Source organism: Microbulbifer variabilis, assembly GCF_052467165.1.
This window is the reverse complement of sequence record NZ_CP174301.1, coordinates 160,968-187,488: the sequence shown is the minus strand read 5'-3', so window position 1 is coordinate 187,488 and position 26,521 is coordinate 160,968. Positions and strand designations below refer to the sequence as shown.

Here is a 26,521-nt window from a genome sequence, read left to right as displayed (position 1 = left end):
GGCCATTGCCGGGGTTTTATTTTGATCAGTTCCCTATCGTAGGCAGGGATACCGGCATAACATCCTTTTCCGATAAGGGAACCTGGGTTGTTCCTGCCATCAAACCCGCCATACGTTCAAGCAGTTTACGCGCCTGCACCAATTGCCCCGGCTCAGCCAGCTCAAACGGATCCTCCATCTTCAGCAACAAGGCCTCAAAATCCGAAAAAGTCTCTTCCAATGCACTGACCTGATGACGGTCAAGCAATACTTCCGCCATGCCGCCACCACCGGTAGGTATCCAGTTGGACTGTAAAGTCGCCATGATGCCCAACAGAGCCTGCTTAGAATCCGCAGCCCGACCACTTTCCACGTCACTCTCTGAGCCCTCGGGAAGGCGCCGTAATACTTGTTCATCAATTACCTGAGTATGCGCAGCACGAATTTGCTGTAGCCGTGCCACAGGCCCCAGAGACAGATACTCACGCGACAAATTATTGGCTGAAGTCGGCCAACGGCGCGCGAGACCGGCCATATCCTCTTCCATACCCTTGGCAATCAGCCGGGTCAGTTCGCGGCGACGATTCACCGCCAGCGCCTCAGGTTTCTCACCGTTACTATCGGGGATAAAGTCCTCTGCAGTGCGCTCTCCCGTGGGCCCCCAAAGCATGACTTCCAAGGCATGGAACCCCGTACTGGCTTCCTCATGGGCGGTAAGCCTGTGTTGCTTACGTAAATTAGCCAGGGTCAGCTCGATTGCAGTGTCATTGACAATGCCGCTGTCTGAATACCCTGGCACCGTATCCAGGTAGCCAGCCTGGGCTGGCCAACTGTCCAATGCCAGCATCAACTTGCGCCCCTGGCTACGCAAATCCACCGGGGAAAACGCCAACTGTATATAGGGAAGGGTTGCCGCAAACTCCCGGTGTGCATCCAGCCAGGAGAGCCTGGCCTCTTCAAGCTGGTCCTCACTGGGATTTGCCAGTAGAGCTTTAACTGCGCGCTGTAAAGTTTCCACTGATGCATGCGTGTGGAGTACCTGGGCCTGTCCCGCCTGCCAAATTGCCAGAGAAAGGTCTGAGGCCGCCTGTTCACTGATCTGTTGCGACGCCACATCCCGAAGAGTCTTGGGCGGTTCCACGGGCTCCTTCTCACATCCCAATGTAAGCGCCAAGCCACCGAGCAAGAGCACCACAACCAGATACCGAATGCTATGTCCGTTCACTCAATTCCTCATTATTCCCATCACCGCAAAGATCTTGGCTACGCAATTCAGCGGCTCTCCCGCAAGCTGATGACTGGCCAACCGCGCGCTTCTGCCTCTACACGCAGACGCGCGTCGGGATCTACAGCCACCGGGTGCTCCACTTCGGCCAATAGGGGCAGGTCATTAATGGAATCGCTATAAAACCATTTCTCCCTGCTTTCAAACTCTGGGTTATGCGCCAGCCATTGGCGCAGGCGCAGCACCTTGCCGGCCTGGTAACAGGGCTCTCCGACAACCCGCCCAGTAAACCGGCCCTCTAATTCTTCGGGCTCTGTAGCCAACAACGTGTCTACTCCCAGACGCGCGGCAATGGGCTCTACCACAAAACGATTAGTGGCTGTGATAATCATAATGTGATGCCCTTTGCGGCGATGTTCGCCGATCAACTCCTGCGCCGCAGGCAACCACAACTCACTGACCACTTCCTGCATAAATTCGCTCTGCAGGTTTTCCAGTTGACCGCGTGAAATCTGCGACAATGGTTCCAAAGCGAATTCCAGATAGGCAAAAATATCCAGATCACCACGTTGATAATCCTGGTAGAAGCGGTCATTGGTGGAGCGATAGCGCTCACTATCCACATGCTCCCGATCCACAAGGAACTCGCCCCAGGCGTGATCACTGTCTCCACCGATCAATGTATTATCGAGATCAAATATTGCCAGATGCACCGCCAGCTCCCCCGTAAACTATAGATTCCCAAAGGGTATTTCACCGCCATGGTTAGGCCACCATCAACGTAGCGGCAGTCAATTTTACCTCGCACTTGCCCGTATCACACGGACTACGTCACTGAATTGCTGTAAACCCACCTCTGTGGAACAATGCGGGACAAGTAAGTGCTGCGCACGGCAACACACAACAGTATTGAGGACGGTATTTTGGGCGACGGCAAGCCGGCACAAGCCGGGCGAAGAAACCGCCGTAGGCCCGCCAAACAGTCAAATCGCACCGATAACCCCGCAGCCAACAACCGCAACCGGGGCCAGGGTAGCGAAAACAGCAGCAATATAGATACCGAGGGTTTCCGCCCCAATGTCGGTATCATTGTGCTGAATGTCCGCGGTCAGGCACTGTGGGCTAGGCGGGTAGGTGGCAAGGACGCCTGGCAATTTCCCCAGGGAGGTATAAACCCAGGCGAAACCCCAGAACAGGCGCTATATAGGGAACTGTACGAGGAAATTGGCCTTACTCGCGATCAAGTCAGTCTGATTGCCTGTACTCGTGGCTGGCTGAGATATCGCCTGCCTCAGCGACTGATTCGTCGACGCTCTGAGCCACTGTGTATAGGGCAAAAACAAAAGTGGTTTTTGCTGAAGCTGGAAGCGCAGGAGTCCTCTATCAGCTTCGATAATGGCTACAAACCTGAATTCGACCACTGGCGCTGGGTGAATTATTGGCATCCACTGAGTAAAGTAGTCACTTTCAAGCGCGAGGTTTACCGTCGTGCTTTGACCGAGCTGGCCCCCCAACAGCTTCAGCTGGAAAGACGCTGGCTGCGCGACAAGGGTGAGTGACCCGAAACCTGCTCCTGGTGCGGCTCCGCACCTCCTCTGGCCCCAGGTTAGCCCTGGGCCTATAAATTTCTCCGTTGATTGGCGAGGACAGGCCATTGCTCGGATCTTTACGTAGTATCGTTCAAGAAGTAAACACCGCCAGAGACCTTCCTGCGGTGCTCGAAATTATTGTTCGACGTGTGCGTGAAGTGATGCATACCCGGGTCTGCTCCGTATACCTTCGTGACAAACAATCCGGAAATTATGTCCTGATGGCCACCGATGGCCTGCTCCCAAGTGCCGTGGGTCAAGTGCACTTGGCGCCTGGCGAGGGCCTTGTGGGCAACGTGGTTACCCGCGAAGAGCCCATTAACCTGGAAAAGGCCGAAGCTCACCCCGCCTTCCAGTATTTTCCCTCCACTGGCGAGGAGCGCTTTAGCGCTTTTCTGGGCACGCCGATTATTCACCACCGCACCGTACTTGGTGTTTTGGTTGTCCAGCAGGAGGAACAGCGCCGTTTCGATGAGGGTGAGGAAGCCTTCCTGGTCACGCTGTCCGCTCAATTGGCCGGGGTTATAGCGCATGCGGAGGCCACCGGTATGCTGGCCACCATCCGTAGGCAGCGCCAGGAAACCCATTTCTCCGGTATTGCCGCCTCACCTGGCATTGCCATCGGTCGTGCACATATTGTCACCCCCCAGGCCAACCTGGCCACCGTGCCCTATTCCCTGTGCTTGGATATTGAGGACGAACTCGCCTTATTCCAGCAAGCACTCAGCACTGCCAGGGAAGAAATCCGCGAAGTAGGAGAAAGGCTCAAAGGAGACCTGAACCGCGAGGAGCGTGCGCTGTTCGACGCCTATATCAGTATGCTGGACGATAACTCTCTCGCCGTTGAAGTCTGCGACCGTATCCAACAGCAATTGAGTGCCCCCAGGGCCTGGGCCGAGGTCATGCTCGAACATGTAAGGCGCTTTGAAGCCATGTCCGATTCTTATTTTCGCGACAGGGCAGCCGATGTTCGCGACCTGGGCTCCAGGGTTCTCTCACATCTGCATCAACGCCAGCAGAGCGAGCGAGACTACCCGGATAACACCATTCTCGTGGGGGAGGAGTTAACAGCGGCTGTATTGGCTGAGGTCCCACGGGAAAAGTTAATCGGCGCCGTCTCTGTAAAGGGCTCCTCCAATAGCCACGTAGCTATCATTGCCCGGGCCATGGGTCTGCCTGCCATTATGGGGGTGCAGGATCTCCCCTATGAGACTATCGATGGTGTCGATATGGTTGTGGACGGCTATCGGGGCGACCTACATATCCATCCCGGCGCGGAACTGAAGCGCCGCTATGACGATATTGTGGAGGAGGAACACCAGCTTGCCCGTAGCCTCGACCATATGGCCGGGCTACCAGCGGAAACAGCTGATGGCCACCGGGTTTGCCTGCTAGTTAATACCGGGCTAATGGCCGATGTAGTGCGCTCCCTGGAACGAGGTGCGGAAGGCGTGGGCCTATTTCGGACTGAAGTACCTTTCCTGCTGCGCGACCGCTTCCCCTCTGAGGAAGAGCAGCGGGAAATCTACCGGGAACAGCTGGAGGCCTTCGCGCCCATGCCGGTCACCATGCGAACCCTGGATGTCGGTGGCGATAAGGCGCTGGCCTACTTCCCTATCGAAGAAACTAACCCCTTCCTCGGCTGGCGCGGTATCCGCGTTACCCTGGACCATCCGGAAATATTCCTGGCGCAGGTGCGCGCCATGATGAAAGCCAGCTTAGGGCTCAACAACCTGCTTATCATGTTACCAATGATCAGCGGGCTCAATGAACTGGAAGCGGCGCGCAGGTTAATAGAACGCGCCTACGGAGAGCTGCTGGAAGAAGGGTATGAGATTGAAATGCCGCCGGTTGGTGTCATGGTGGAAGTGCCTTCAGCCATTTACCAGATTCGCGAGCTGGCCGAGCGCGCCGACTTTATCTCAGTAGGTAGTAACGACCTGACCCAGTATCTGTTAGCGGTAGACCGCAACAACACACGTGTAGCCAATATCTATCACGCCCTCCATCCCGCGGTGCTTCGCGCGCTACAGGAAATCGTCACCATTGCACATGCAGAGGGCACCAAGGTGAGCATCTGTGGAGAGCTGGCCGGCGAACCCGGGGGGGCGCTGCTGTTAGTGGCAATGGGCTATGACAGACTATCGATGAATGCCACCAATTTGCCAAGGGTAAAGGCTACCTTGCGCGCTGTGCGCCAGGCAGATACCGAGCTGCTTCTACACCAGGTGCTCAAAATGGATTGCGCTGACGAGATTGAACAAACCGTGAGCGCCTTTTTGCAGAGGATCGGCCTCAAAAATATTCTGCGCCCAGCAAGTGCACGGCATTAAGTCCGATACTCTTCAAACAAAAAAGCCGCTGCATTTGGCAGCGGCTTTTTTGTTTGAGAGCAGGAAGTAATTACTCCGCTGACTCCTCGCGATACGCCTCGGCATCCAACATATTGTCCAGCTCACTCACGTCACTGGGCTTGATACGGAAGAACCAGCCATCATCGTAAGGGGAAGAATTCACGGTTTCCGGAGAGTCTTCCAGAGCCTCGTTCACCGCGACAACCTCACCGGAAACGGGGGAGTAAATATCGCTGGCAGCTTTCACCGACTCGACCACACCAGCCTCATCTCCTGCAGCCAGGGTGCTGCCAACTTCGGGGGTTTCAACGTATACCACGTCGCCCAGAGCATCCTGAGCATGATCGCTGATGCCGATAGTTACGGTGCCATCCTCTTCAAGGCGCGCCCACTCGTGGCTGGAGAGGTATTTCAGTTCATTGCGGATTTCGCTCATGCTGTTATCCCTTGATTAAGCATCTGAATTTATTGTCTTGCCAACGCGTACACCTGCGGGCGACGCTTAAATAACCGATTTGCCATTGCGCACGAAACAGGGCTTCACCACCCTGACTGGCTGCAGCTTTTTGCGGATTTCCACCTCAGCGGTATCGCCAACACTGACCGGTACCCGCGCCATGGCAATGGAGTAACCCAGGGTCGGCGAGAAGGTCCCGCTGGTAATGATACCGCGCTCTTCTGTACCGTCTACCACCACCTGTTGGCCCGCCCGCAGTACACCGCGCTCCTCCAGGACCAGACCAACCAGCTTGTGCTTAACGCCCTGCGCTTTTTCTTCTTCCAAGACTGCACGGCCAATAAAGTTGCGTCCCTCCGGCTCCCAGGCGACGGTCCAAGCCATATTGGCCACCAGTGGGGAAGTCTCTTCATCCATTTCGTGGCCGTAGAGGTTCATACCGGCTTCCAGACGCAGAGTATCGCGAGCACCCAAACCACAAGGCGCTACGCCAGCATCGGCGAGAGCGCGCCAGAAGCCGCTGGCGTCCTCACCCGAGAGCATGATTTCCAGGCCATCTTCACCGGTATAACCGGTGCGCGCCACAAACCAATCACCACGGGCCACACTTTCAAATACTTTCAACGCATCGATTGCCGCAGTCCAGTCGATACCCAGGACTTCCTTGGTTTTAGCGATTGCATTGGGACCTTGGATAGCGATCATTGCAAGATGAGGACGCTCTGTGAGAGTCACATCAAAAGATTCTGCCTGCTTGTTCATCCAGGCTAAGTCTTTGTCGCGGGTCGCGCAGTTCACCACCACTCGATAACCAGGATCACGCAGGTAGACGATCAAGTCGTCGATTACACCGCCTTGGTCATTGAGCATACCAGTGTAGAGAGCCTTGCCAGGCTTGCCGTCTAGCTTGGCCACATCATTGGCCAGCAAATAACGCAGGTAGTCGCGAGCAGCGGGCCCATCGACATCTACTACGGTCATGTGGGAGACATCGAACATCCCCGCATCGGTGCGCACCTTATTATGCTCATCCAGCTGGGAGCCGTAGTGTAGCGGCATGTCCCATCCACCGAAGTCCACTATTTTGCCACCCATGGCGACATGTGTGTCATACAAAGGCGTTCTGTTTCCCATCTTAATTCTCAGTCCGTCAGGTTCCGAAGCGGCGTATTCTAGCGGCTTGAGTACAGACCTTGCCAGCAGGCTATCCGCGGCGACATTTATGGTCAGCAAGCTTAGCAGCCGCCGGGACTAAAACCTGCGCAGAATGCCGGAGGCCGTCAAAGATTCCGCTGGTGCCACCGGTAGTAAAAAAAGTGGCATGAAGAGCGGATAGATTAGTCCCGCGGACGCTCACTCTCCTTATTGCTTTCTTCTGGTTTTTTCTCTTCTTGAGCCGATTCGTCCACCTTTAGACCATATTTTTTGGAGCGCCAACGCCACAGTCGCTTAGCCAACTCCTGGCGATCAGGGGTTTTATCCGCCTCATCGACAATCTCTTCACCGAGCAAGGTCTCAAGAAGATCCTCAAGGGTAATCAATCCCTCAAGGCCACCATACTCATCCAGCACTGCGCTGATCTGCACCCGACGAGATAGCATTTTCTGGAAGGCCTGATAGATCGTGGCAGTTTCCGGCAGCATCAGCATCTCACGGCGGAAATCCTCCAACTTACGCTCGCGCTCTCCCTTGGCATAAGCAAGTAAAAGCTCCTGTTTAAGTACAAAACCTACAACGCAATCTGGATCGCGATTTTCATAAACAGGGATACGCGAGAAGCGCCCTTTTTCAACTTCCTCATAAGCCTCAGCCAATGTTGCATCCTGGGGCAGGGAAAAAACCACGGTGCGTGGAGTCATCACCTCTCGTACCGAGTGATCCCGCAGGGTAAAAAAGAGATTGCGTAAAATATTGGACTCACGCTGTTCCAGCTGACCCTCAGCCTCACCAATCTCGGCCATAATCGCAAATTCATCGCGGCTAAAGCCGGTCAGGGTCGGCCCATGGGAGAGACCGCGGGTTAACAATTCAGACATTTTGACAAACGGATAGAGCAGCCAAACCAGCCCCCGCAACCCGTAAGCAGTAAATGGTGCCAGTTGACGCCAATAAACCGCACCCAGGGTTTTGGGGATAATCTCAGAAAAAACCAGAATTAACAGTGTCAGGATCACAGAGGCAATTGTCAGGTATTGATTGCCAAAAACCGCCGCTGCCTGGGCTCCAGCCCCGGCAGCACCGGCGGTATGAGCGATGGTATTCAGGGTAAGAATTGCGGCCAGGGGCGCATTGATATCCCCCTTGAGTTTACGTAGCAGAGGGCCGGCCTTATGTCCCTCGCGCTCCAATAGTCGCACGTAGGGCGTTGTTACACTGAGAATGACGGACTCGGCTATAGAGCACAAAAAGGAGAAACCGAGAGCGATAAATACATAAGTAATTAAGAGAAGCATATATCCCTGGTTACAGAAAAACTGGAATTGAATTTTTGCGTACTGCCAACGACACAACAAGCCTGTAACAAGCTAAAAAAGCAAAAATATTACCAAATGGGCCAATAACAGCCGGACAAGGCCCCACTTATCAAAACAGGAACAACAAACGCAAGTGCACCTTAGGGAGCGGTTCAGCCTGGAATAAACTTCCGCCCCCCGCCCACAACGCAATACACTAAAGCAACGACTAAGCCGCTAACGAAGCCCCCTATATGTGCTGCGTTTGCAACCCCGACTCCGGTGAAAAATGTCACAACCCCCAAAGCGCATAAAACCAGCCAAACCAAAGCCACGGTGATAATACCTACGGGAATATCACGCCATGCTGGCTGAAAACGCTGCACTACCAAAGCAAACCCTACAAGGCCATACACCACTCCAGACATACCACCAAAAAGAACCCTCGGCTCCCACAAATACTGGGAAAGATTGGAGACGATAGCCCCGATAAGTACCAGCAACGTATACATGAGGCTGCCACCCCGGGCTTCCAATGGCCGACCTAATATCCAAATACCCAAAGCATTGAACAAAGCATGGGGCAGAGAAAAGTGCACAATAGCTGGTGTCAACAACCGCCACCACTGCCCATTTTGTAGATGCCAGGCAAGAGAGGAATCTGAGAGAGGATTGCCCGTTTGATCCGGGTAGATCAGCAAAGCACTGGAAAAATTATTCGCTTGCAGAAACCAGCCAACAAAACATAGTGCAATCAACAAGAGGCTGACTGGTGTCTTATCCAGGGGAAAACTTGGTAACACTGAGACTTGGTTATGTGCCTGTTCAGACGATACATTTTTTTTAGGTTGATGCGCTGATTCCGTCTCGGGATCATTCGCTTCAACTGCCGAATCAGGCGCACCATTTGGCTGAGCAGCTTGTAACTGGACCCTGTCGAGGTCAACTTCACCAGCATCCCAGCGCTGCAGCAGGGGTTTAAGTACTTCTGCTAGGTTGCCATCAAAGGTCATTATCTGCTGCCGGTTTTTCTCCTCAACGATTCGCAACGGCAGTTGATAACGTTGAATAAAATGCGCCAGTGCACAGAGATCCTTCGAAAGAGGAAAGGAATAAATAACTAACCACTGGCTCAAATCGGTAAACCCTTCTAATTGGATTGCCTGACATCACTCATTCCAACGGGCCCTTTTGCACTTACCGGCGCTATATTTTAACGGCAATTACAAGGGGCAAGCTCTCACTACACCGCCATGGCCCGCAGAATGATACGCTTTTTTAACATGGGGCTGGCGTCCACCATACTCAAGCCAGTATTGCGCAGCCAGCGCCAGTGCAAATCGCCAGCACCAAACAGAGATTTAAACGCACTCATGGCTTTTAAGGTTGCAGCATTATCCCCGCGGCGACGACGTTCGTAACGCGCCAACACCGAGGCGTGTGCAGGTTCCAGCCCGCGGGACAAGGCACGGTCTACTTCATCGGTGAGAACACGCACATCCTGGAACCCAAGATTCACGCCCTGTCCAGCCAGAGGATGGATACTATGGGCCGCGTCCCCAACCAGCACGGCACCGGGGCCATGATAGCGCTCCGCATGGCGAGCACGCAGAGGAAAAGAAAAGCGCTCGCTCACTGATTCGACTTTACCGAGCCGACTTTCGAAAGCTTTTTCCAGATTCAGAGCGAAGGCCTGGTCATCCAACATCAGCAGCTCCCGAGCGAGTGGGTCATCCGCCGACCAGACAACGGCACAGTGATTGTCATCCCCGAGTCCAGCTAGAGGCAGGAATGCCAGGGGGCCACTCTGCAGGAAACGCTGCCAAGCGGTATGGCGATGAGGCTTTTCGCAGCGAGCGACACATACCAGGGCTGCCTGATGATAATCCGTATCCTGGCAGCGAATTCGGAGCAGGTCTCGCACTTTAGAACGAGCGCCATCGGCCCCAATCAGCAGGCGGGTGCGCACTATCTCGGCCCGCTCACGCAACTCTTCTATGTCATTAAGCTGCTCACCACGCGGCTGTAAGTGCCAAAGCCCACAGTCTCGCCACCAACTTTCCAAACGAAAGCCATTGACCAGCTCCACATTCGGCAGTGCCTCAAGCCGGGCCCTCAAAGCAGCAACAATCACATTGTTTTCAACAATATGGCCGAGATTTGGTAATTGCACATCGCGGCTGTTAAACCTTACTGAACCGGTGCCGTCGGCATCCCAGACTCGCATTTCCACATATGGGCAGGCGCGGCGCGCAGAAATCTCCGCCCAGGCACCAACCTCCTCAAGTAACTCCCGTGAAGCTTGAGTTAAAGCCACCACTCGAGGCTCATAATTTTGGGAGGGTTCCGGCACAGTCCCCTCGGAGGCCTCCAGCAGGGCAAGACGCATATCCGGGTGGCGCACCGCCAACAGTGCGGCCTGGGCCATCCCCACCATACCTGCGCCAACAATGGCAAAGTCCAAACGGTGTCTATTCATATTCAAGCCAATTCCGCTGTTGCACCCTCACAAGGGCACCGTTAAAGCCCAAATCCTGCCGCCTGGCTGACAAACTCCGCTCTCAGCGGCGGTACCAGTGTAAGGCCGAGCAAACCCATTTGGCGCACAACTTGCTGAAAGGGGTTCTCTGATGTGAATAGTGACGGTATTTGGTCACTAAACCCAACAGTCAACTGCTGGTCAAAACTGCGACATCGACCATAGGCCCGCAGGCGATCCAATTCTGCTTTTGAACCCTGCGCAGGTTGATCGCCCGCTAAAGTCTGTGCCAGGGCATAGCAGTCGCGCAGAGTCAGGTTAAACCCCTGCCCGGCTACCGGGTGCAGGAAGTGCGCGCAATTACCAACCAAAACCAGGTTGCGGCGCCATTGCTCCCGCGCTAAGGACAGACTGAGCGGGTACCCCTGTAGGGCTCCAGCCCGCTCAAAACGGCCCGCACGCCAGCCAAAATTTTCTTGCAGACGCAGCAGGCGCTCCTCCTCCGACAGCGTAAAGAGGGCCACCGCCTCATTCTCTGGGCAAGCCCACACCAGTGCAGCGCGATGTCGTCCCTGTCGTTGCTGCAAAGGCAATAACGCCATAGGCCCCAAAGCGGTAAAACGCTCAAAAGCGACGCCACCATGGTCCCGCTGTAGACCAACAGTAGTGACCAGGGCCCTCTGTTGGTACTTTACCGTATCAATTTCTATACCCAACTGCCGACATAGGGGCGATTCCACTCCATCGGCAATAACCAGTAACCTGGTGGTCAATTTATATTGAAAGCCCTGCTCAGCGGCACTCCAATTCAGGTGTGCCCCTGCGGAATCCATTCGAACCCGGCTGACCCTTGCGGGAGCCAACAATTGCACCGCTGTATCCGCCAAAGCGCGATGCAGGATCGGCCCAAGCGCAGCATTCTCAATCACAGCACCGAGCATGCCCTGGAAGCTTGCTTGCTGCTGTGTATGGGTGGACAGAGATGCGCCAAAAGAGTGGCCACGGTCACTCACTTGGATACGCTGGATGGGCGCACAATATTCACGTAAGGCGGACCACAAACCCAGCTGTTGGAATAACTGTAAGCTGCCAGCGGCGATAGCTGTGGCGCGGGTGTCAAAGCTGGGCAACTGGACACTGGCAGAGGCATCAGGTAGCGCTCTCTGTTCCAGCAGTGCAACACTCAGCTGAGGGCAAAAATGTGCCAGCATAAGCGCCAGACTGGCACCGGCCATACCCCCACCAACGATAGCCACATCAAATTGTTGACCTGCCTCAGTCATAAAACTCCCCCAGGCTCTCTATCCATCAATGTAAAGGGCCCGTAAGCCGCAAACTCTTAGTGCTATTTTTAGCGGGTCAGTAAATCCCGCCCATGACGCATTGCATATTCGATCTCTTCTACAGACTTTGGCGCTGCGGCGGATAGGACTTCCACCCCTTCGCCAGTTAGGGCCACGTCATCTTCAATGCGAATACCAATTCCCCGAAACTCTGTTGCAACGCTCTTGTCGTTCAAGGGCACATAAATACCCGGCTCGATGGTCATCACCATGCCGGGCTCCAACTGGCGCCAGGCGCCATGTACCCGGTAGTCTCCGACATCGTGTACATCCATTCCCAACCAGTGGCCTACCCGGTGCATATAAAAGCGCTGGTAAGCACCTGCTTCAATCAAACTCACTAAGTCGCCTTGCAACAGCCCCAGATCTACCAACCCCTGAGTAATTACCTCAACGCTAGCTATATGAGGCTCATCCCAATGGTTGCCGGCCTGTACCCGCTCGATGGCAGCCAGCTGCGCGGACAAAACAATTTCATACAGTGCTTTTTGTGCGCCATTAAAACGGCCATTCACCGGATAAGTTCTCGTGATATCCGCCACGTAACCGCGGTACTCACAGCCAGCATCCACTAACACCAGATCGCCATCACTCATCTTTGCCTGGTTGCTGCAATAATGCATAACCAAGGCATTGCGACCACTGCCGACAATGGTTGGGTAGGCCGTCTCTCTTGCACCAGCATCGACAAAGGAATGCAGCAAGGTCGCCTCCAGTTGATATTCATAGAGGCCTGGCTGGCAGCGTGCCATGGCTCGGCGGTGTGCTGTAGCACTGATTTCTGCCGCTTGCGCCATCAGACGCAGTTCCTGCGCGCTCTTAATCAAGCGCAACTCACGCAATTGGTAATCCAAGTCCACCATCTCCGGGGCACCCTTGCTGCCTGGAGCCTCGGTAATATTTTGCAAATAGCTGCGAATACGCCGGTCGAGGTGGGCATAGCGTCCCATGGGAAAATAAATACGTTCACGCCCTTCCAGCAGCCCAGGCAAAATGTCATCGAGATCACCTATCGGAAAAGCATCAGATAAACCAAGCCGCTGCACAGCCTGTTCCGGGCCAAGCCGCGGCCCATCCCACATTTCCTTTTCCGCATCGCACTCACGACAAAACAACAGGGTTTCGCCCTGGGTGCGTCCCGGCACCAGAACCAACAGGGCTTCAGGCTCTTCAAACCCACTCAGGTAGAGAAAATCACTGTCCTGGCGGAAGGGGAAGAAAGTATCGCGGGATCGCAGTTGTTCACCAGCCGAAGAGACAATCGCCAAGCTGTCTGGCGCCAGTTCAGCCATCAGGCGGGCGCGACGACGGATATACTCCGTCTTGCTGATTACCGCTTTTTTTCCGCTATTGGACATTAGTGTACAGTTGGACCGCTATCGGATTGCTTGCCGCGCACTTCGGTGAAGATATTGAGTACCGCGACGCGCACGTACTCCTGTAATTCCAGCAGCTGTTGTTCGTTCTCCTCACTCTCCTCTACATGATCGGCATCTACTTGTGAAATTGCACCAATGTCCTTCAGAGCTTCATCGCTGGTGGGAAGCAGCTTCCCCTTGGCACTACCAATACCGAAACCGTGTAAAAAACCTTCGCACCAATGCCCTAGCGCCAGAGTACGCGCGACAATATCGTCATCGTCACAGAGCACCAGTCGGAAAGAAAAGTCGGTATCACTGAGCTGCTTTTGGCTCTCTTTCGCTAATTGCAGAAAATCCTTGTTTAAATCCGCCGGCACAGCCTCCAAATCGAGAAGTTCCGTCAGTTCATGCTGCCAGCGTTTTTTGTCCGGCTCCGCACCTGCAGCCAATATGCCACAGATAAAGCCGTGCAGCTCACTGGGATCCGCCTGGCCGCCGGCCGAGAGAATAGCATTAGCAAGAAGCTCAAATCGGTTGGTTTCTGATGTCATAGTTACCGTGCAATTTTTCTTGATCGGGATATATTCAATGCGTGCAATAGCAGCAGCATGGAAAAGAACTTGTGTTTTCAGGACAATTTTGTGATTGCCCGCGCAGGTGGAGCGATTGACCCACCTTTTCACCGGCAATATAGTAGCGGAATCCCTCGCAGTCTGTCGTGTTGCGAACCCAGACGTCGACCCCAAACGCAGGAAATATGGATAAGCTGCAAGCGTTAGAAAGCACTGTGGATTCACTGATCGCCCGCTGCCAACAGCTGGCCGAAGACAATCGTGAACTGCGCCGGCAGGAAGCCGACTGGCTACGCGAGCGCCAGCGCCTGATAAAAAATAATGAGGCCGCCCGCTCGCGGGTCGAAGCTATGATTAATCGTCTTAAAGGGCTAACGCAAGATTCCTGATGTCTGACTCCGTACCAACATCTGAAACAGTCACCGTATCTATTCTGGGCAAAGAGTACCGTGTGGCCTGTGCAGACCACGAGCGCGCAGGCCTGCAGGCTTCCGCGCACCTTCTGCACGAGCGCATGGCGCGTATCCGCTCAACGGGTACCGTTATTGGCATTGAGCGTATCGCCGTTATGGCCGCACTGAATATTGCTCACGAATTGATCCAGGCCAAAGCGGAATTGAGTAGTATTCCTCTCCAGGAGGAAATGATCGACCGCCTAAAGGACAAAGTACAAAATGCGTTAGGTGAGATAGACCCGGAGCAGGAAACCCAGTCACCGCAAGGATAAAGGTATACGCCTTCCTAATTACAGGCACAACAATTTCCTTTAAATTTCCAGTTAACACCCCCCCCTGCCCAAGTTATAATTAACCTATACCCTGGGGTGTTGGCCAGCAGACTATGTCCTTGAGCCGATAATCTTACCCCGGTGGTTTCCAGCGGGTGCTGGTGCGCAGGTCCGCCATGCAGCGGAAAGCCTTATGTACTCCGGATCCCACCACCTTGAACCTTACGGTTCAAGGCTCCGTCTACAGCCGCACACTCGGGGTTCCTATTTCATCTCCAGTCATTCCCCTACTAATGAGTGAAAATAAAACGCAACTGCGCCAACGTATGCGTGCGGGACGGCGGGGGCTCAGTGCTTATCAGCAGCGTTTGCATGGTCGTGCAGCAATTACCTTATTGAGCCGAATACCACAGATAAAACGCGCCCGCCATATCGGTATGTTTTGGCCTATGGATGGTGAACTGGATGTTCGTCATTTGTTACGGCGTTATCCCAATAAGTATTTTTACTTGCCGGTACTGCCTGTAGAGCCACATCCGCACCTCGGCTTTAGGCGCTGGGCTGGCGAACCATTGTCATTCCGAAATCGCTTTAATATTCCCGAGCCGGTACGCAGCCCCAGTCGAGCACCGAATTTATTGGATTTGGTACTGGTACCGTTGGTGGCCTTTGACCCCAGCGGCGCCCGCCTGGGTATGGGTGCAGGCTTTTACGACCGAACTTTCGAACACAAACTACTGCTGCCGGGTACCGGGCCACAGCTGATTGGCGCTGCCCACCAACTGCAATGCGTGGAGCAATTGCCGACGGACAATTGGGATATACCTTTGGATATGGTGGTGACAGAAAAGCGTATCTATCGCTGCCGTTAATGTTGGAGTTAAAACAAAAAAGGCCGAACACTTTAAGTATTCGGCCTTTTTTGCTGTTTCGTGGGCAGAGCGCCCCCCGGCATCAGCCTAACGGGTAACCACTCCCTGTTGCAGAGCAGCCGGTGGCTCAGATTCCGAGGCAAATACCTCGGTCAAACCACTGGTGCTCAGCAGAACGCCCGCGACAAAGACAACCACAGCGATTGTCAGCGCATCGGCTTTCATTGGGACCATCCTGTACAATCAATTTTTTTGTTATATGCGTTTCGCCTCGCATATGACCTGAGCCATAGCAAAAGTTCCACGATCAAAGAAGATACTGAAGAATCGGCGTGATAGTAACTGTTTATTGGATAATTTATGCGTTTTTTGTCGCATTTTTACGCAAAGGGGTTCGACAAAGCAGAAATTACAGTCTACACCCCAATAACTTCTGAGACGCTTAACCCAATTAAAGGTTTCTCTTCACCTCAGCTACCCAAGAAAAAGCGGTAAGCTGGATTTTCCGTTTCATCCCAAAAGGGATATTGCAGCTGCTCAAGTAAATCCAAAAGTTCTGTGCGAGCCTCGGGCTCGACTTGCAACCCAACCAATACCCGCCCATACGCAGCACCATGGTTACGATAGTGGAACAAGGTAATATTCCAGCGGCCGGCCAAGTGCTCGAGAAACTTCCGCAAGGCTCCGGGCCGCTCAGGAAATTCAAAGCGGTATACAACTTCATCGTGTAATCCAGGTACCCGCCCCCCCACCAAGTGGCGAATATGTAACTTTGCCATCTCATTCTCGGTAAGGTCAGTTACCCGATAACCGCCCTCTTTAAGCTTGTCGACCATCTGGCGCCGATCGTTATCGGTAGCCACCTGCAGGCCAACAAAAATATGTGCCTCTTCATCTCCTGCATAGCGATAATTAAACTCGGTAATAGCCCTGTCACCTAAGTCACGACAAAATCTCAGGTAGCTGCCTGGGCTTTCGGGAATACGAACCGCAAGTACCGCCTCGCGCTTTTCGCCAGTTTCTGTGCGCTCGCTAATATAACGCAGCCGATCGAAGTTGATGTTGGCTCCGCTACAAACAGTGGCGAGAGCCGAATTGCGGCAATCAGTCTGTTCAATAAACCTCTTCAGCCCCGCCAACCCAACAGCCCCAGCCGGCTCGGCGATAGAACGGGTATCCTCAAAAATATCTTTAATCGCTGCACAGATCTCATCGGTACTCACGGTGATCACACCATCCACTGTTTCACTTAGAACTCGGAATGTCTCCTCACCAATTTGCGCTACGGCAACACCATCAGCAAACAACCCTACTTGGGGTAGGCGCAAACGCTCTCCACTTTCCAGGGCAACTTTCAAGCATGCGGCATCTTCAGGCTCCACCGCATAAACCTTTGTTTCCGGCCTTACATACTTGATGTAGGTAGCCATGCCGGCAGCCAGCCCACCTCCACCCACGGGAATAAATACAGCTTCAAGGTTGCCAGAGTATTGGCGCAGCATCTCCATAGCCACAGTTCCCTGGCCAGCGATCACATCCGGGTCGTCATAGGGGTGTACAAAAACCAGGTCGCGTTCCTTCACTAGTTTCCTGGCACGCGCGGCAGCCTCATCAAAGGTATCCCCGTGTAATACCACTTCAGCTCCGCGCATTCTCACAGCATTAACTTTGATCAGAGGTGTGGTCTTCGGCATCACAATCGTTGCACGCACCCCCAACTGGGCTGCACCCAATGCCAATCCCTGAGCATGATTGCCAGCCGATGCCGTGATTACCCCACGAGCACGTTGCTCAGGGGGCAGTTGTAACAACTTGTTATAAGCACCGCGAATTTTGAAGGAAAATACTGGCTGCAGGTCTTCCCGCTTGAGCAGAATGCGGTTACCCAGGCGGTGGGATAGCTGGCGCATCGGTTCTAATGGCGTCTCGGTGGCGACATCGTAAATGCGCGCGTCTAAAATGCGCTTGATATAAGACTTGGGCATGATGTGTATCGGCTGCCGTTGCGATTAATTTCTATGCACGACTCAGGAAAGCCTAGTAGCGTAAGCACTGGCAAAACACTCCCAGCACGCGCAACACCGGCAGGCCAGTCTAAGTCTTGATCAGCACAATTGCCAACAATTTGGCCTTATTGCGCTTTTTTTTGTCGAAAGGTAAAAATAAAGCATAAATAATTGCACAGGAAACTATCCAGAGTATGACCCAGGATGAACTGAAGCAGGCCACTGCCCGCGCCGCTATAGACTATATCTCCCCTCGCCTGGAAGCTGACTCCATCGTCGGAGTGGGCACAGGCTCCACAGCCAATTTCTTTATCGACAATCTGGCGGAGATCAAAGGCAAGTTCGACGGTACTGTCGCCAGCTCAGAAGCCTCGGCACAAAGGCTAAAATCTCATGGAATTCCGGTCTATGAGCTGAATAGTGTAGATAGCATCCAATTTTATGTAGACGGTGCCGATGAAGCTAATCCGGCACTGGAACTAGTCAAGGGAGGCGGTGCCGCCCTAACTAGGGAGAAGATTGTCGCGGCTTGTTCCGATGAGTTTATCTGCATCGCCGATGAGAGTAAGTCTGTAAAGATCCTTGGAGACTTTCCACTGCCGGTGGAGGTGATTCCCATGGCGCGCTCCCTGGTAGCCCGAGAGCTGGTCAAGCTCGGCGGGGACCCGGTTTACCGCCAGGGGGTTATTACCGATAACGGCAATGCAATTCTCGATGTGTACAATCTAAAGATCGAACAACCTGTCGCACTGGAAGAAGCAATCAATAATATTACCGGTGTGGTTACCAATGGCATCTTTGCCAAGCGCCCAGCAGACTTGCTACTGCTCGGAACCAGCACCGGAGTCAAAACCATCACCGCCTAACTGTGCAGTAAATTTATGCAAGAAAATAATAAAAAAAATGGAATTCTGGTGGCGCTGCTTGGCGCCACTGTCCTGAGCGTGGGCTGCGCCACTAGCCCACCCAGTAACCCTGACAATATCTGTTCTATTTTCCGCGAGAAAAAAGGCTGGTATGACGACGCCAAGGCGGCAGAGGAGGAATGGGGCTCCCCGGTTGCAGTGATGATGGCAATCCTGCATCAGGAATCGCGCTTCGTACATGATGCGCGCCCACCGCGCAGCAAGATACTGGGCTTTATTCCCGGACCCCGCCCCTCAGATGCCTATGGTTATGCTCAAGCACTGAAAAATACTTGGCGCGGATATCAACGTTCCACATTTAGTTATGGTGCGGACCGGGATGATTTTGGCGATGCCATAGACTTTGTCGGCTGGTATAACAACACGAGTGCGCGCCGCTGCCAAATCCAGTCCAGAGACAGTTATCACCTGTATCTGGCCTATCACGAAGGACACGGTGGTTTTAATCGACGCAGCTTTAAAAATAAGGCCTGGCTCAAGAAGGTGTCACATAAGGTCTCCGCGCGTGCCCAGCGCTATCAGCAACAACTTAATAGCTGCGAGCAATCCCTAAAGAGGCGCAAGAAATTCCTCGGTCTTTTTTAGGTCCAACCAGTCGAGATCAAAAATTCGCGCGAGTGGCGGGGAAAGGCGCCACGTCCGCGCCGAAACTGGCTACCCTGAAACTAATGTCCCATAGCTGAAAGCACTAAGCTCTCACCTAGTTCCGTACATAACGCCCATTGCCCTAACGTGACGCTGGGTGCTCCCTCTGAGAAGCAAAAGCGTCCACCGACTTTGGAGTGCCCAATGAAGCCCTTTGCCAAATTCCTAACCCTATTTGCCCTGCTGCTCACTGTCCCATTCGTCGCTGCACAACCCGCGTCCCCTCAGGCTAACGCCCCGAAAACCAGTGCCCCCAAGGTATCCTTCAGTGAACCTCAGCTCAAGCAGTTTGCCGACGCCTACCGTTCTATTGTCATGCTGAGTCGGGAATATGCCCCAAAACTTAAGGCTGCTGCTGATATCAAGGAAGCCGAGGCTCTTAATAAAGAGGCCCAAGGCAAAATGATTGCGGCAATCGAGAAAACAGGCTTATCCAAGAGCAAATACCAGGAAATAGCCAACAGCATTAAATCCAACCCGGCACTGTTGGAGAAAGTTAATAAGATACTGCAACAAACCCATACCAAGCCGCAGCAATGAATACAGGCGGCACATCAACCTGATGTGCCGCACTAGTCATCCAGGGTGATTTCCAACACCTGGCAAATGACCGGCAAATTACTTTTCACCCAGGCTCGATCAAAAGACCCCCAGTCTCGCAGCAGATAATAGCCATCGTTGTGGCGCACTCCCTCCTGGACGAATTCCACTCGGGTTCCGTGACCAGGCAGCCCCTTGGCGATTATGTCCTGCACTGTGCGGCGCGGCCAACCAGTCACCTCTTCCAGGGCCGGATTATTCGGGCGGGGAATCTGCTCAATTAAGTATGCAATCAACATGCGCCGACAGATTGTCGGATTCAGCTGGCTCTCAACAGTTGCGGACGGCATTTGGCCACTCCCTCATTGGCATGTAGCTTAATTGTTAACCTCTATGACCTTGAGGTCTAGTGATTAGACGACCTCATCCTCTCCCGCCGCAGGCCTTTTTCCAAAGTAAGCGCTTCCAGCGAGCTACCCGATAAGCACTACAACGAAACGGGATGAAATTTTTCGTTTAAACCTAAATAATGAATAAAAACATGTAATTAGCAGCAGAGATTTCAATATTAGAAAAGAGCATCAGGCACATTTCGCGCCATTCTATTGATCGATAGAGGTCACCTCCCTTATCACTTTGTTACTCCCACCGGCGATAAACCTGACTTTCTGACGCGCATTGCGCATAATCCATGCCTGCACTTGAGCAAAAATATGCAGCTTACAAAATAAAGTTGAGGGCTGAGAGAGTGGAAACTGAAAACCCCAAACTCCACGAGGACCCGGGTATACCTGCCACGGTCGTGCGCGCCCAACTGGTTGGTGCCCACAAAGCAGGATTGGACTGCTTGCAGATACTGCACGACAGCGGTATAGATCCCACCCTGCTTGAGGACCCTGATAACCGCATCAGCCGCGATCAGATGGCCAACCTGCTACGCAGGGAATGGGATCTGCTGAATGACGAATCGGGGGGCTTTCTGGCTCGTCCGTGGCTGCCTGGCACCTTCGCCATGATGGGACATGCCTGTATCAGCTGCCCAAACCTGCGTCGTGCCCTTCTGCGCTCCGGACGGTTTATCAGCATGGTCAGTGATGACCTGCATATCAAATTGGTGGAGGATGGCGAGGAAGCTCGCTTGATTATCCATCACACTAATGACAAGAACCTGCCCAACCAGATTTTTGTCGAGTCTATCGCAGTTATATGGCTGCGCTTCTTTAGCTGGTTGATCGATCGCACCATTCTCCTTGAGCGCGTTTTACTGGCCTTCCCTCAGCCGGATTACAACGAAGATTACAGTGAAATGTTTCCCTGTCGGCATTATTTCAATCAAGCCGAAACCTGCTTGGTATTCAGTACTCGCTACCTGCAAATGCCACTGGTGCGCGATGAACAGCAACTGGCCGAATTCTTGTCCCGTGCTCCCGAGTGTCTTCTCACCCAATACAAATCTGACCACAGCTTCACCGGCCGCATTAGGCGTATGCTGCAACAACAAAACAGCATAGAAAACCTATCCCTCGACGATGTAGCCGCGCGCCTGTATACATCCCCACAGACGCTTCGCCGAAGACTCAAGGAGGAGGGTAATAGCTGGCAGGACATCAAGGACTCAGTGCGCCGAGATATGGCTGTATACCAGTTAAAACAACAGGAGACTGCAGTAGCAGAAATTGCCGAGCGACTTGGCTTTTCCGAGCCCAGCGCCTTCAACCGCGCCTTTAAAAAGTGGACAGGCCTTGCCCCCGGCGCCTACCGGGAAAAATTCCGCAATGATTAAAGAAAATCCGAAAACTAAATTCTCTTTGGCTTAATGCAAAAATCAGAAAACTAATTGCCCCAAAATACAGCCCCACAAAATTAGCGGGGCTTTTTGCTCCTTTGACTTTCACAAGCTCTGTTATCAATTTTCAGTTGCTAAAAGTTACCACCCGCACGCTGATACGCTCATTACTCATCTTTCTCTGTTCTCTCTTCTCAGCTTCATCCTCTGGGACCTCCTTGGCAGATCCCATACCGGTAGCGGTAATTCTGTTAGCCGCGATTCCCTTCTGCAAGAGTATCTCCCGCACTACATCTGCACGCTCCTGGGAAATCTCCTGTTCCCGGATTTCATTACCCTCACCCTTTACATGCCCCTCAATAGCAATGCTCAGGTTCGGGTTTTCCTGCATTATTTTTGCCAGAGCATTGATATCAGGTGCCGAAGGATCGAGAATCTTCGCAGTCCCCCCTTCAAATTGAACCCTGAGTGGAAACTCCCGGTCAGGCTCCCGGGCAAAACTCTTCAAATAGTCGCGCAGGTTGCTGGCAAAATCATCCGGTCCAAGTTCCGCCTGGGCATTGCTATCGGTTAATGGGGAGTCTCCAACGGGCTCAGAAGGCGATTCCATAAAAGCCTGCTCCTGAGAAGTCAAAGAGGGGCGATTCTCAGGCGCCTCCTCCCTTCCCTTATCCATGCACATATTCAGCGCATAAAGAGCCACCAATACAAGTAACAGCGGAAAAAACCAGCTGCTGAAACTTACTGGTTTACGCTTTTCACCATTACCATGCAGAGCTTCTGGGCGGGGTTCTTGTGGTTTGGCATGGCCGTGAGTAATCAGTGATGCACCCAATTGATCAAAGCTGGGAACATTTAGGGCTTTGAGCAATGCATCGGGGACTTTGCCCTGGAGAAATTCACGTTGGCCGATCAGGAAAGATGCCAAATCAGAAACATCCATTTTGTGCATCTTTACTTGGCCATTCAGTAAGGATGTAACAATTGGCAGGGCCAACTGGAGCAGGCGGCTGCCATCGCCACTAGGCAATGTCGATGAAGCCAGTTTTTTCACTTCTTCAGTACTGGTACCAAAAACCTTTTGCAACATTCCTGCGCCGGTTTGCAAAATGGCACCGAGTTTGTCTTTGTCAGAAAAACTCTCTGTTACCGTCGAGAGGTCCAGTGCCTCGTTATCGGTAATCATATTGAATAAATATCCCATACCGGTTTTGCTGCTGGCTTTATTCAGCATACCGGCCAGGGAATACGCGATACCACTATCCAGTGCCGCTTGGCCTTTCTCTTCCGGAATATTGAGGGCCGAAGCCAGCGCACCAGTGCCCGAAGCACCCAACTGGCTCGCTGCTATTTCCAGTAGATTTTCTGCCATAGCCAAACCTCACTGCCAATATTCGCGCAATCTGCCAATGGCCTTCTCGGGTCCCAGTACGCGAAAAATTCAATATCATTCAAATATTTATTGCGTAATTACCAAGCCTGCGCCCCCAAATTGCACCCGTGTTTTCTCTTTACGAAGCAAATTGATCCGCCAAAAAATTTTGGTGAACAATAAAAAATAGAGCGCCTTATTTGAGTGTACGGCAGCCGAGTCACCGGGTTAGTTTGATTTGGAATAATGAATAAAAATTATCTTCACTCACTTGATAACCACAGCAGACATCTGCGTCACCGTCCCTGTCGTCTTTCATCATTGCACCTAATCTGCACGTAACTATGGTTATACCCACAATCAAAAATAAAGAGGCGAGAACCGTGCCCACAACAGAAGCCTACATTTACGATTCAATCCGCACCCCCCGCGGAAAGGGAAAATCCAGCGGAGCACTACACGAAGTCAAACCCATCACCCTGCTTTCCGGCTTACTGCGAGAATTACAGGGTCGCAACCAATTGGACACCGCCAAGGTCGATGACATCGTCATGGGTTGTGTCACAGCAATCGGCGATCAGGGTGCAGATATTGCTAAGGTGGCCGCTCTCGCCGCTCAATGGAACCAGGATATTGGTGGCGTCACCCTCAACCGCTTCTGTGCATCCGGTGCCGAAGCCGTCAATTTGGCAGCAGCCAAGGTACGCTCAGGTTGGGAGCACCTGGTCGTGGCCGGCGGAGTGGAATCCATGTCCAGAGTGCCAATGGGCAGTGACGGCGGCGCCTGGGCCCTGGACCCTCAAACCGCTATAGACACCAGTTTTGCTCCCCAGGGTATCGGCGCCGACCTGATTGCCACCCTCGGCGGTTTTTCCCGCGAGGATGTGGATAACTTTGCCCTCGAATCACAGCGCAAAGCTGCTGCAGCCTGGGAAAGAGGCGCCTTTGCCAAGTCAATCATTCCAGTACTAGATGAAAATGGCCTGCTAATCCTGGACAGAGACCAGCTTGTGCGGCCCGACACTTCCCTTGAGGGCCTGGCAAACCTAAACCCCTCCTTTGCCGGTATGGGGGACCTGTGCTTCGACAGCATTGCCATTTCCCGTTATCCACAAGTGGAGTCAATTCACCATGTACACACCGCCGGTAATTCCTCAGGGATCGTCGATGGCGCTGCTGCAATCCTGATTGGCAGCGAGCAGGCCGGTCGCGATCTGAATCTGACACCGCGGGCGCGTATCATTTCCGCAGCTGTTGTTGGCAGCGAACCCACCATCATGCTGACGGGCCCTGCACCGGCCACACGGAAGGCCCTTAAGGCTGCAGGCCTAACCCCGCAGGATATAGACCTCTACGAAGTGAACGAAGCCTTCGCCTCAGTAGTACTCCGTTTCCAGCACGAGTTGGATATCGATCCACAAAAGCTCAATGTGAATGGCGGCTCTATCGCTATGGGCCACCCACTGGGAGCCACCGGCGCCATGCTGATTGGCACTGTGTTGGACGAACTGGAACAGCGGCAGCAGCGTTACGGCCTTGTGACCTTGTGCGTGGGTGGTGGTATGGGCGTAGCAACCATAATTGAGCGGGTTTAAGGGGGACAAAAAAATGAAATCTATTCGCCTAGAAAAAGACAGCGACAACATTGTCCACCTGATTATGGACAATCCCAATGCGTCGGCCAATGTGATGGACAAAGACTTTACCGACTCTCTCCAAGCCGTAGTGGAACAACTGCAAAAACAGGACTACAAAGGCATCATTGTTCGTTCAGCTAAAAAAACTTTCTTTGCTGGTGGCGACCTTAAATCTCTCTACTCTGCTCAACGAGACGACGCCGAAGCATTTTTTGCCTCATGTGAATCGCTAAAAGCCAACCTGCGCTGGCTGGAAACCCAGGGCAAACCGGTTGTGGCTGCGATTAATGGTGCCGCACTGGGTGGCGGCTGGGAAATTGCCCTTAGCTGCCACCAGCGGATAGCCCTGGATGACGGAGCAGTTAAAATCGGCCTTCCCGAGGTCACGCTTGGCCTTCTTCCCGGTGGTGGTGGCTGTGTACGGATGCCCCGCTTATTGGGTATCCAAAATGCCCTGCCTTTCCTACTCGAGGGCAAGCAGGTGCGAGCAAAACAAGCCCTGGAAGCCGGTCTGCTTCACCAGACAGCCAGCGACGCAGATGACTTGTTAAATAAAGCGCGTGCTTTTATCCAGGCCAGCAGCGATACCCAGGTTTTACAGCCCTGGGATAAGCCCGATTACCGCATGCCTGGCGGGGATGCCAAGAACCCCAAAAATGCCCAGCTGCTAATGATCGCCCCAGCCATGCTGGAAAAGAAAACCCGTGGATGTCTACCTGCTCCCGAGGCAATCCTCGCTACCGTAGTCGAGGGCGCACAGGTAGATTTTGAAACGGCAACACGCATCGAGTCACGTCACTTTGTCGAACTCACATGCGGGCAGGTGGCGAAAAATATGATTGGCACATTCTGGTTTGCTCTCAATGAGCTGAAGGCCGGTGCCTCCCTACCTCAGGACACTCGCAAACTGGAGACTCAGCCTATACAAAAAATTGGGATCTTGGGCGCCGGCATGATGGGCTCTGCAATAGCTTATGCCTGCGCCAGTAAAGGGGTCGAGGTAGTCCTAAAAGATGTCTCTATGGAGGCCGCCCTAAAGGGTAAAAGCTATGCGGAGAACTCTCTGCAAAAGCGCCTGCAGCGCGGTCGTACCGATGAAGTGCGTATGCAATCCATCCTGTCCCGTATCCTCCCCACCGACAACGCGTCTGATCTAACCGGCTGCGAACTGGTAATTGAAGCAGTCTTTGAGGATCGCGAACTAAAAGCCAAAGTCACCCGCGAAGCGGAGGCAGAGTTAAGTAACGACGCTGTCTTCGCATCCAATACGTCAACCTTGCCCATTACTGGGCTTGCGAAAGCGTCAGCACGTCCAAAAAACTTTATTGGCATGCACTTTTTCTCCCCCGCCGACAAAATGCCTCTGGTGGAAATTATCTGCGGAGAGGAAACCGGTGAGGAAACTCTGGCCCAAGCCTTTGCTTTCGTATTGCAAATAGGCAAAACCCCTATTGTAGTTAATGACAGCCGTGGCTTTTTTACTTCAAGGGTATTCGGCTGCTTTACCAATGAAGGGATTGGCATGCTCAGCGAGGGCGTAAACCCCGCCACTATTGAGAACGCTGCTTCCCTAGCAGGATTCCCGGTAGGTCCCTTGGCAGTTAGCGATGAGGTTTCCTTAACACTAATGGGAAAAATTCGTCAGCAAACTATCAACGATTTACAAAAAGAAGGGAAAACAGCTCCTACTCATCCAGCCGACGCCGCGATAGACCATATGTTGGAACTAGGCCGTGCCGGTAAAGCTGCGGGTGGCGGGTTTTACTCCTACCCAGAAGGCGGCAAAAAACACTTATGGGCAGGACTACATCAGGAGTTCCCGCTCTCTAATCAACCGCCAATAGAAGATATCAAAGAGCGCCTGCTATTTATCATGGCGCTAGAAACCTTGCGCTGCTATGAAGAGAAAGTACTGCGCAGTGTGCGAGATGCAAATATCGGCTCCATTTTTGGTATTGGCTTCCCACCCTGGACAGGTGGATCCCTGCAATATATCAATCAGTATGGCGTTGCTAAGTTTGCCCAGCGTGCGCAGCAGCTTGCGGAAGCTTATGGAGAAAGATTTTCTCCTCCGGCAGTATTGATAGAACTGGCAGAATCCAGGGAAAGCCTGAAAGACAAAGAGTAATTCCAGAAGCAGTATTTACGTACCTTTCAAACCCGTGGCCCGCAAGGTGCCGCGGGGTCAGTATTTCTGC

The 26,521-nt window shown here is 53.1% G+C and carries 25 protein-coding genes and 1 other RNA gene; 12 read left to right on the top strand and 14 right to left on the bottom strand.

Going from position 1 to position 26,521, the window contains the following annotated elements; genetic code table 11:
- Nucleotides 1–25: 25 nt before the first annotated feature.
- Both ACJJIP_RS00860 and ACJJIP_RS00855 read right to left on the bottom strand, forming a co-directional pair.
- The gene (locus tag ACJJIP_RS00860) at nucleotides 26–1,204 is read right to left on the bottom strand and encodes an imelysin family protein (RefSeq protein ID WP_444946033.1); all 1,179 of its coding nucleotides are present in this window, start codon (nucleotides 1,202–1,204) and stop codon (nucleotides 26–28) included.
- Nucleotides 1,205–1,251: 47 nt separating this feature from the next.
- Nucleotides 1,252–1,917 (bottom strand): histidinol-phosphatase, encoded by a 666-nt coding sequence (locus ACJJIP_RS00855; protein WP_020414265.1) that lies wholly within the window; start codon nucleotides 1,915–1,917, stop codon nucleotides 1,252–1,254.
- 168 nt (nucleotides 1,918–2,085) lie between these two features.
- Here ACJJIP_RS00855 and ACJJIP_RS00850 point away from each other — a divergent pair, with 168 nt between their 5' ends.
- Nucleotides 2,086–2,763, top strand: a complete 678-nt coding sequence (locus ACJJIP_RS00850) for an RNA pyrophosphohydrolase (RefSeq protein WP_020414264.1) — start codon at nucleotides 2,086–2,088, stop codon at nucleotides 2,761–2,763.
- A 95-nt stretch (nucleotides 2,764–2,858) separates the two neighbouring features.
- On the top strand, nucleotides 2,859–5,126 hold the full coding sequence (gene ptsP / locus ACJJIP_RS00845) for a phosphoenolpyruvate--protein phosphotransferase (RefSeq protein WP_444946032.1): 2,268 nt from the start codon (nucleotides 2,859–2,861) through the stop codon (nucleotides 5,124–5,126).
- 70 nt (nucleotides 5,127–5,196) lie between these two features.
- On the opposite strand, the gene gcvH is transcribed toward ptsP, so the two are convergent.
- From gcvH to ACJJIP_RS00805, 8 genes are all read right to left on the bottom strand, one after another.
- Complete coding sequence (gcvH, locus tag ACJJIP_RS00840) at nucleotides 5,197–5,583, bottom strand: glycine cleavage system protein GcvH (protein ID WP_020414262.1); 387 nt, start codon at nucleotides 5,581–5,583, stop codon at nucleotides 5,197–5,199.
- 66 nt (nucleotides 5,584–5,649) lie between these two features.
- Nucleotides 5,650–6,738 carry a glycine cleavage system aminomethyltransferase GcvT gene (gene gcvT, locus ACJJIP_RS00835; RefSeq protein WP_282952249.1) on the bottom strand — a complete coding sequence of 363 codons (1,089 nt, stop codon included), beginning with the start codon at nucleotides 6,736–6,738 and terminating at the stop codon, nucleotides 5,650–5,652.
- A 203-nt stretch (nucleotides 6,739–6,941) separates the two neighbouring features.
- Nucleotides 6,942–8,057, bottom strand: coding sequence for a CNNM domain-containing protein (locus tag ACJJIP_RS00830; RefSeq protein WP_444946031.1), 1,116 nt, complete (start codon nucleotides 8,055–8,057; stop codon nucleotides 6,942–6,944).
- A 173-nt stretch (nucleotides 8,058–8,230) separates the two neighbouring features.
- Entirely contained in the window at nucleotides 8,231–9,193 is a 963-nt protein-coding gene (locus ACJJIP_RS00825; protein ID WP_444946030.1) for a rhomboid family intramembrane serine protease, read from the bottom strand.
- Between the two features lie 107 nt (nucleotides 9,194–9,300).
- On the bottom strand, nucleotides 9,301–10,536 hold the full coding sequence (locus ACJJIP_RS00820; RefSeq protein WP_020414258.1) for a UbiH/UbiF/VisC/COQ6 family ubiquinone biosynthesis hydroxylase: 1,236 nt from the start codon (nucleotides 10,534–10,536) through the stop codon (nucleotides 9,301–9,303).
- A 41-nt stretch (nucleotides 10,537–10,577) separates the two neighbouring features.
- Complete coding sequence (locus ACJJIP_RS00815) at nucleotides 10,578–11,819, bottom strand: FAD-dependent monooxygenase (RefSeq protein ID WP_444946029.1); 1,242 nt, start codon at nucleotides 11,817–11,819, stop codon at nucleotides 10,578–10,580.
- 68 nt (nucleotides 11,820–11,887) lie between these two features.
- Nucleotides 11,888–13,237 (bottom strand): aminopeptidase P N-terminal domain-containing protein, encoded by a 1,350-nt coding sequence (locus tag ACJJIP_RS00810; RefSeq protein ID WP_282952245.1) that lies wholly within the window; start codon nucleotides 13,235–13,237, stop codon nucleotides 11,888–11,890.
- Nucleotides 13,237–13,923, bottom strand: a complete 687-nt coding sequence (locus ACJJIP_RS00805; RefSeq protein WP_444946906.1) for a UPF0149 family protein — start codon at nucleotides 13,921–13,923, stop codon at nucleotides 13,237–13,239. The genes ACJJIP_RS00810 and ACJJIP_RS00805 overlap by 1 nt, the downstream gene beginning before the upstream one ends.
- Before the next feature lie 74 nt (nucleotides 13,924–13,997).
- Between ACJJIP_RS00805 and ACJJIP_RS00800 the strand changes: the two genes are divergently transcribed.
- From ACJJIP_RS00800 to ACJJIP_RS00785, 4 genes are all read left to right on the top strand, one after another.
- The gene (locus tag ACJJIP_RS00800) at nucleotides 13,998–14,201 is read left to right on the top strand and encodes a TIGR02449 family protein (RefSeq protein ID WP_020414254.1); all 204 of its coding nucleotides are present in this window, start codon (nucleotides 13,998–14,000) and stop codon (nucleotides 14,199–14,201) included.
- Nucleotides 14,201–14,539 (top strand): cell division protein ZapA, encoded by a 339-nt coding sequence (locus ACJJIP_RS00795; protein ID WP_020414253.1) that lies wholly within the window; start codon nucleotides 14,201–14,203, stop codon nucleotides 14,537–14,539. Before ACJJIP_RS00800 ends, ACJJIP_RS00795 begins: the two co-directional genes overlap by 1 nt.
- Before the next feature lie 85 nt (nucleotides 14,540–14,624).
- Nucleotides 14,625–14,805: non-coding RNA, 6S RNA (gene ssrS, locus ACJJIP_RS00790), on the top strand.
- Nucleotides 14,806–14,832: 27 nt separating this feature from the next.
- A complete protein-coding gene (locus ACJJIP_RS00785) occupies nucleotides 14,833–15,411 on the top strand; it encodes a 5-formyltetrahydrofolate cyclo-ligase (RefSeq protein ID WP_020414252.1) in 579 nt (192 codons plus the stop codon).
- A gap of 87 nt (nucleotides 15,412–15,498) precedes the next feature.
- Here ACJJIP_RS00785 and ACJJIP_RS00780 read toward each other — a convergent pair whose 3' ends face one another.
- Both ACJJIP_RS00780 and ilvA read right to left on the bottom strand, forming a co-directional pair.
- Nucleotides 15,499–15,636 carry a hypothetical protein gene (locus tag ACJJIP_RS00780; protein ID WP_157533578.1) on the bottom strand — a complete coding sequence of 46 codons (138 nt, stop codon included), beginning with the start codon at nucleotides 15,634–15,636 and terminating at the stop codon, nucleotides 15,499–15,501.
- 245 nt (nucleotides 15,637–15,881) lie between these two features.
- Nucleotides 15,882–17,396 (bottom strand): threonine ammonia-lyase, biosynthetic, encoded by a 1,515-nt coding sequence (gene ilvA, locus ACJJIP_RS00775; RefSeq protein ID WP_444946028.1) that lies wholly within the window; start codon nucleotides 17,394–17,396, stop codon nucleotides 15,882–15,884.
- 215 nt (nucleotides 17,397–17,611) lie between these two features.
- Here ilvA and rpiA point away from each other — a divergent pair, with 215 nt between their 5' ends.
- From rpiA to ACJJIP_RS00760, 3 genes are all read left to right on the top strand, one after another.
- Nucleotides 17,612–18,283, top strand: a complete 672-nt coding sequence (gene rpiA / locus ACJJIP_RS00770) for a ribose-5-phosphate isomerase RpiA (RefSeq protein WP_444946027.1) — start codon at nucleotides 17,612–17,614, stop codon at nucleotides 18,281–18,283.
- A 15-nt stretch (nucleotides 18,284–18,298) separates the two neighbouring features.
- Entirely contained in the window at nucleotides 18,299–18,928 is a 630-nt protein-coding gene (locus tag ACJJIP_RS00765) for a transglycosylase SLT domain-containing protein (RefSeq protein ID WP_020414248.1), read from the top strand.
- A 204-nt stretch (nucleotides 18,929–19,132) separates the two neighbouring features.
- Entirely contained in the window at nucleotides 19,133–19,528 is a 396-nt protein-coding gene (locus tag ACJJIP_RS00760) for a DUF4168 domain-containing protein (protein ID WP_020414247.1), read from the top strand.
- A gap of 32 nt (nucleotides 19,529–19,560) precedes the next feature.
- On the opposite strand, the gene ACJJIP_RS00755 is transcribed toward ACJJIP_RS00760, so the two are convergent.
- Nucleotides 19,561–19,878 carry a helix-turn-helix domain-containing protein gene (locus ACJJIP_RS00755; protein ID WP_444946026.1) on the bottom strand — a complete coding sequence of 106 codons (318 nt, stop codon included), beginning with the start codon at nucleotides 19,876–19,878 and terminating at the stop codon, nucleotides 19,561–19,563.
- A gap of 398 nt (nucleotides 19,879–20,276) precedes the next feature.
- On the opposite strand from ACJJIP_RS00755, the gene ACJJIP_RS00750 reads away from it, so the two are divergent.
- Nucleotides 20,277–21,311 (top strand): AraC family transcriptional regulator, encoded by a 1,035-nt coding sequence (locus ACJJIP_RS00750; RefSeq protein WP_245556709.1) that lies wholly within the window; start codon nucleotides 20,277–20,279, stop codon nucleotides 21,309–21,311.
- A 130-nt stretch (nucleotides 21,312–21,441) separates the two neighbouring features.
- On the opposite strand, the gene ACJJIP_RS00745 is transcribed toward ACJJIP_RS00750, so the two are convergent.
- Nucleotides 21,442–22,686 carry an OmpA family protein gene (locus ACJJIP_RS00745; protein WP_444946025.1) on the bottom strand — a complete coding sequence of 415 codons (1,245 nt, stop codon included), beginning with the start codon at nucleotides 22,684–22,686 and terminating at the stop codon, nucleotides 21,442–21,444.
- A 383-nt stretch (nucleotides 22,687–23,069) separates the two neighbouring features.
- Between ACJJIP_RS00745 and ACJJIP_RS00740 the strand changes: the two genes are divergently transcribed.
- Together ACJJIP_RS00740 and ACJJIP_RS00735 are read left to right on the top strand one after the other, a co-directional pair.
- Entirely contained in the window at nucleotides 23,070–24,281 is a 1,212-nt protein-coding gene (locus ACJJIP_RS00740; protein ID WP_444902523.1) for an acetyl-CoA C-acetyltransferase, read from the top strand.
- A gap of 13 nt (nucleotides 24,282–24,294) precedes the next feature.
- Complete coding sequence (locus tag ACJJIP_RS00735; protein WP_353375532.1) at nucleotides 24,295–26,451, top strand: 3-hydroxyacyl-CoA dehydrogenase NAD-binding domain-containing protein; 2,157 nt, start codon at nucleotides 24,295–24,297, stop codon at nucleotides 26,449–26,451.
- Nucleotides 26,452–26,521 lie beyond the last annotated feature (70 nt).

Coding starts and splice junctions, on each gene's coding strand:
- gcvH (WP_020414262.1), bottom strand. CDS start 5,583: ATGAGCGAAATCCGCAATGAACTGAAATACCTCTCCAGCCACGAGTGG.
- gcvT (WP_282952249.1), bottom strand. CDS start 6,738: ATGGGAAACAGAACGCCTTTGTATGACACACATGTCGCCATGGGTGGC.
- ACJJIP_RS00830 (WP_444946031.1), bottom strand. CDS start 8,057: ATGCTTCTCTTAATTACTTATGTATTTATCGCTCTCGGTTTCTCCTTT.
- ACJJIP_RS00820 (WP_020414258.1), bottom strand. CDS start 10,536: ATGAATAGACACCGTTTGGACTTTGCCATTGTTGGCGCAGGTATGGTG.
- ACJJIP_RS00815 (WP_444946029.1), bottom strand. CDS start 11,819: ATGACTGAGGCAGGTCAACAATTTGATGTGGCTATCGTTGGTGGGGGT.
- ACJJIP_RS00810 (WP_282952245.1), bottom strand. CDS start 13,237: ATGTCCAATAGCGGAAAAAAAGCGGTAATCAGCAAGACGGAGTATATC.
- ACJJIP_RS00800 (WP_020414254.1), top strand. CDS start 13,998: ATGGATAAGCTGCAAGCGTTAGAAAGCACTGTGGATTCACTGATCGCC.
- ACJJIP_RS00795 (WP_020414253.1), top strand. CDS start 14,201: ATGTCTGACTCCGTACCAACATCTGAAACAGTCACCGTATCTATTCTG.
- ACJJIP_RS00785 (WP_020414252.1), top strand. CDS start 14,833: ATGAGTGAAAATAAAACGCAACTGCGCCAACGTATGCGTGCGGGACGG.
- ACJJIP_RS00780 (WP_157533578.1), bottom strand. CDS start 15,636: ATGAAAGCCGATGCGCTGACAATCGCTGTGGTTGTCTTTGTCGCGGGC.
- ilvA (WP_444946028.1), bottom strand. CDS start 17,396: ATGCCCAAGTCTTATATCAAGCGCATTTTAGACGCGCGCATTTACGAT.
- rpiA (WP_444946027.1), top strand. CDS start 17,612: ATGACCCAGGATGAACTGAAGCAGGCCACTGCCCGCGCCGCTATAGAC.
- ACJJIP_RS00765 (WP_020414248.1), top strand. CDS start 18,299: ATGCAAGAAAATAATAAAAAAAATGGAATTCTGGTGGCGCTGCTTGGC.
- ACJJIP_RS00760 (WP_020414247.1), top strand. CDS start 19,133: ATGAAGCCCTTTGCCAAATTCCTAACCCTATTTGCCCTGCTGCTCACT.
- ACJJIP_RS00755 (WP_444946026.1), bottom strand. CDS start 19,878: ATGCCGTCCGCAACTGTTGAGAGCCAGCTGAATCCGACAATCTGTCGG.
- ACJJIP_RS00745 (WP_444946025.1), bottom strand. CDS start 22,686: ATGGCAGAAAATCTACTGGAAATAGCAGCGAGCCAGTTGGGTGCTTCG.
- ACJJIP_RS00735 (WP_353375532.1), top strand. CDS start 24,295: ATGAAATCTATTCGCCTAGAAAAAGACAGCGACAACATTGTCCACCTG.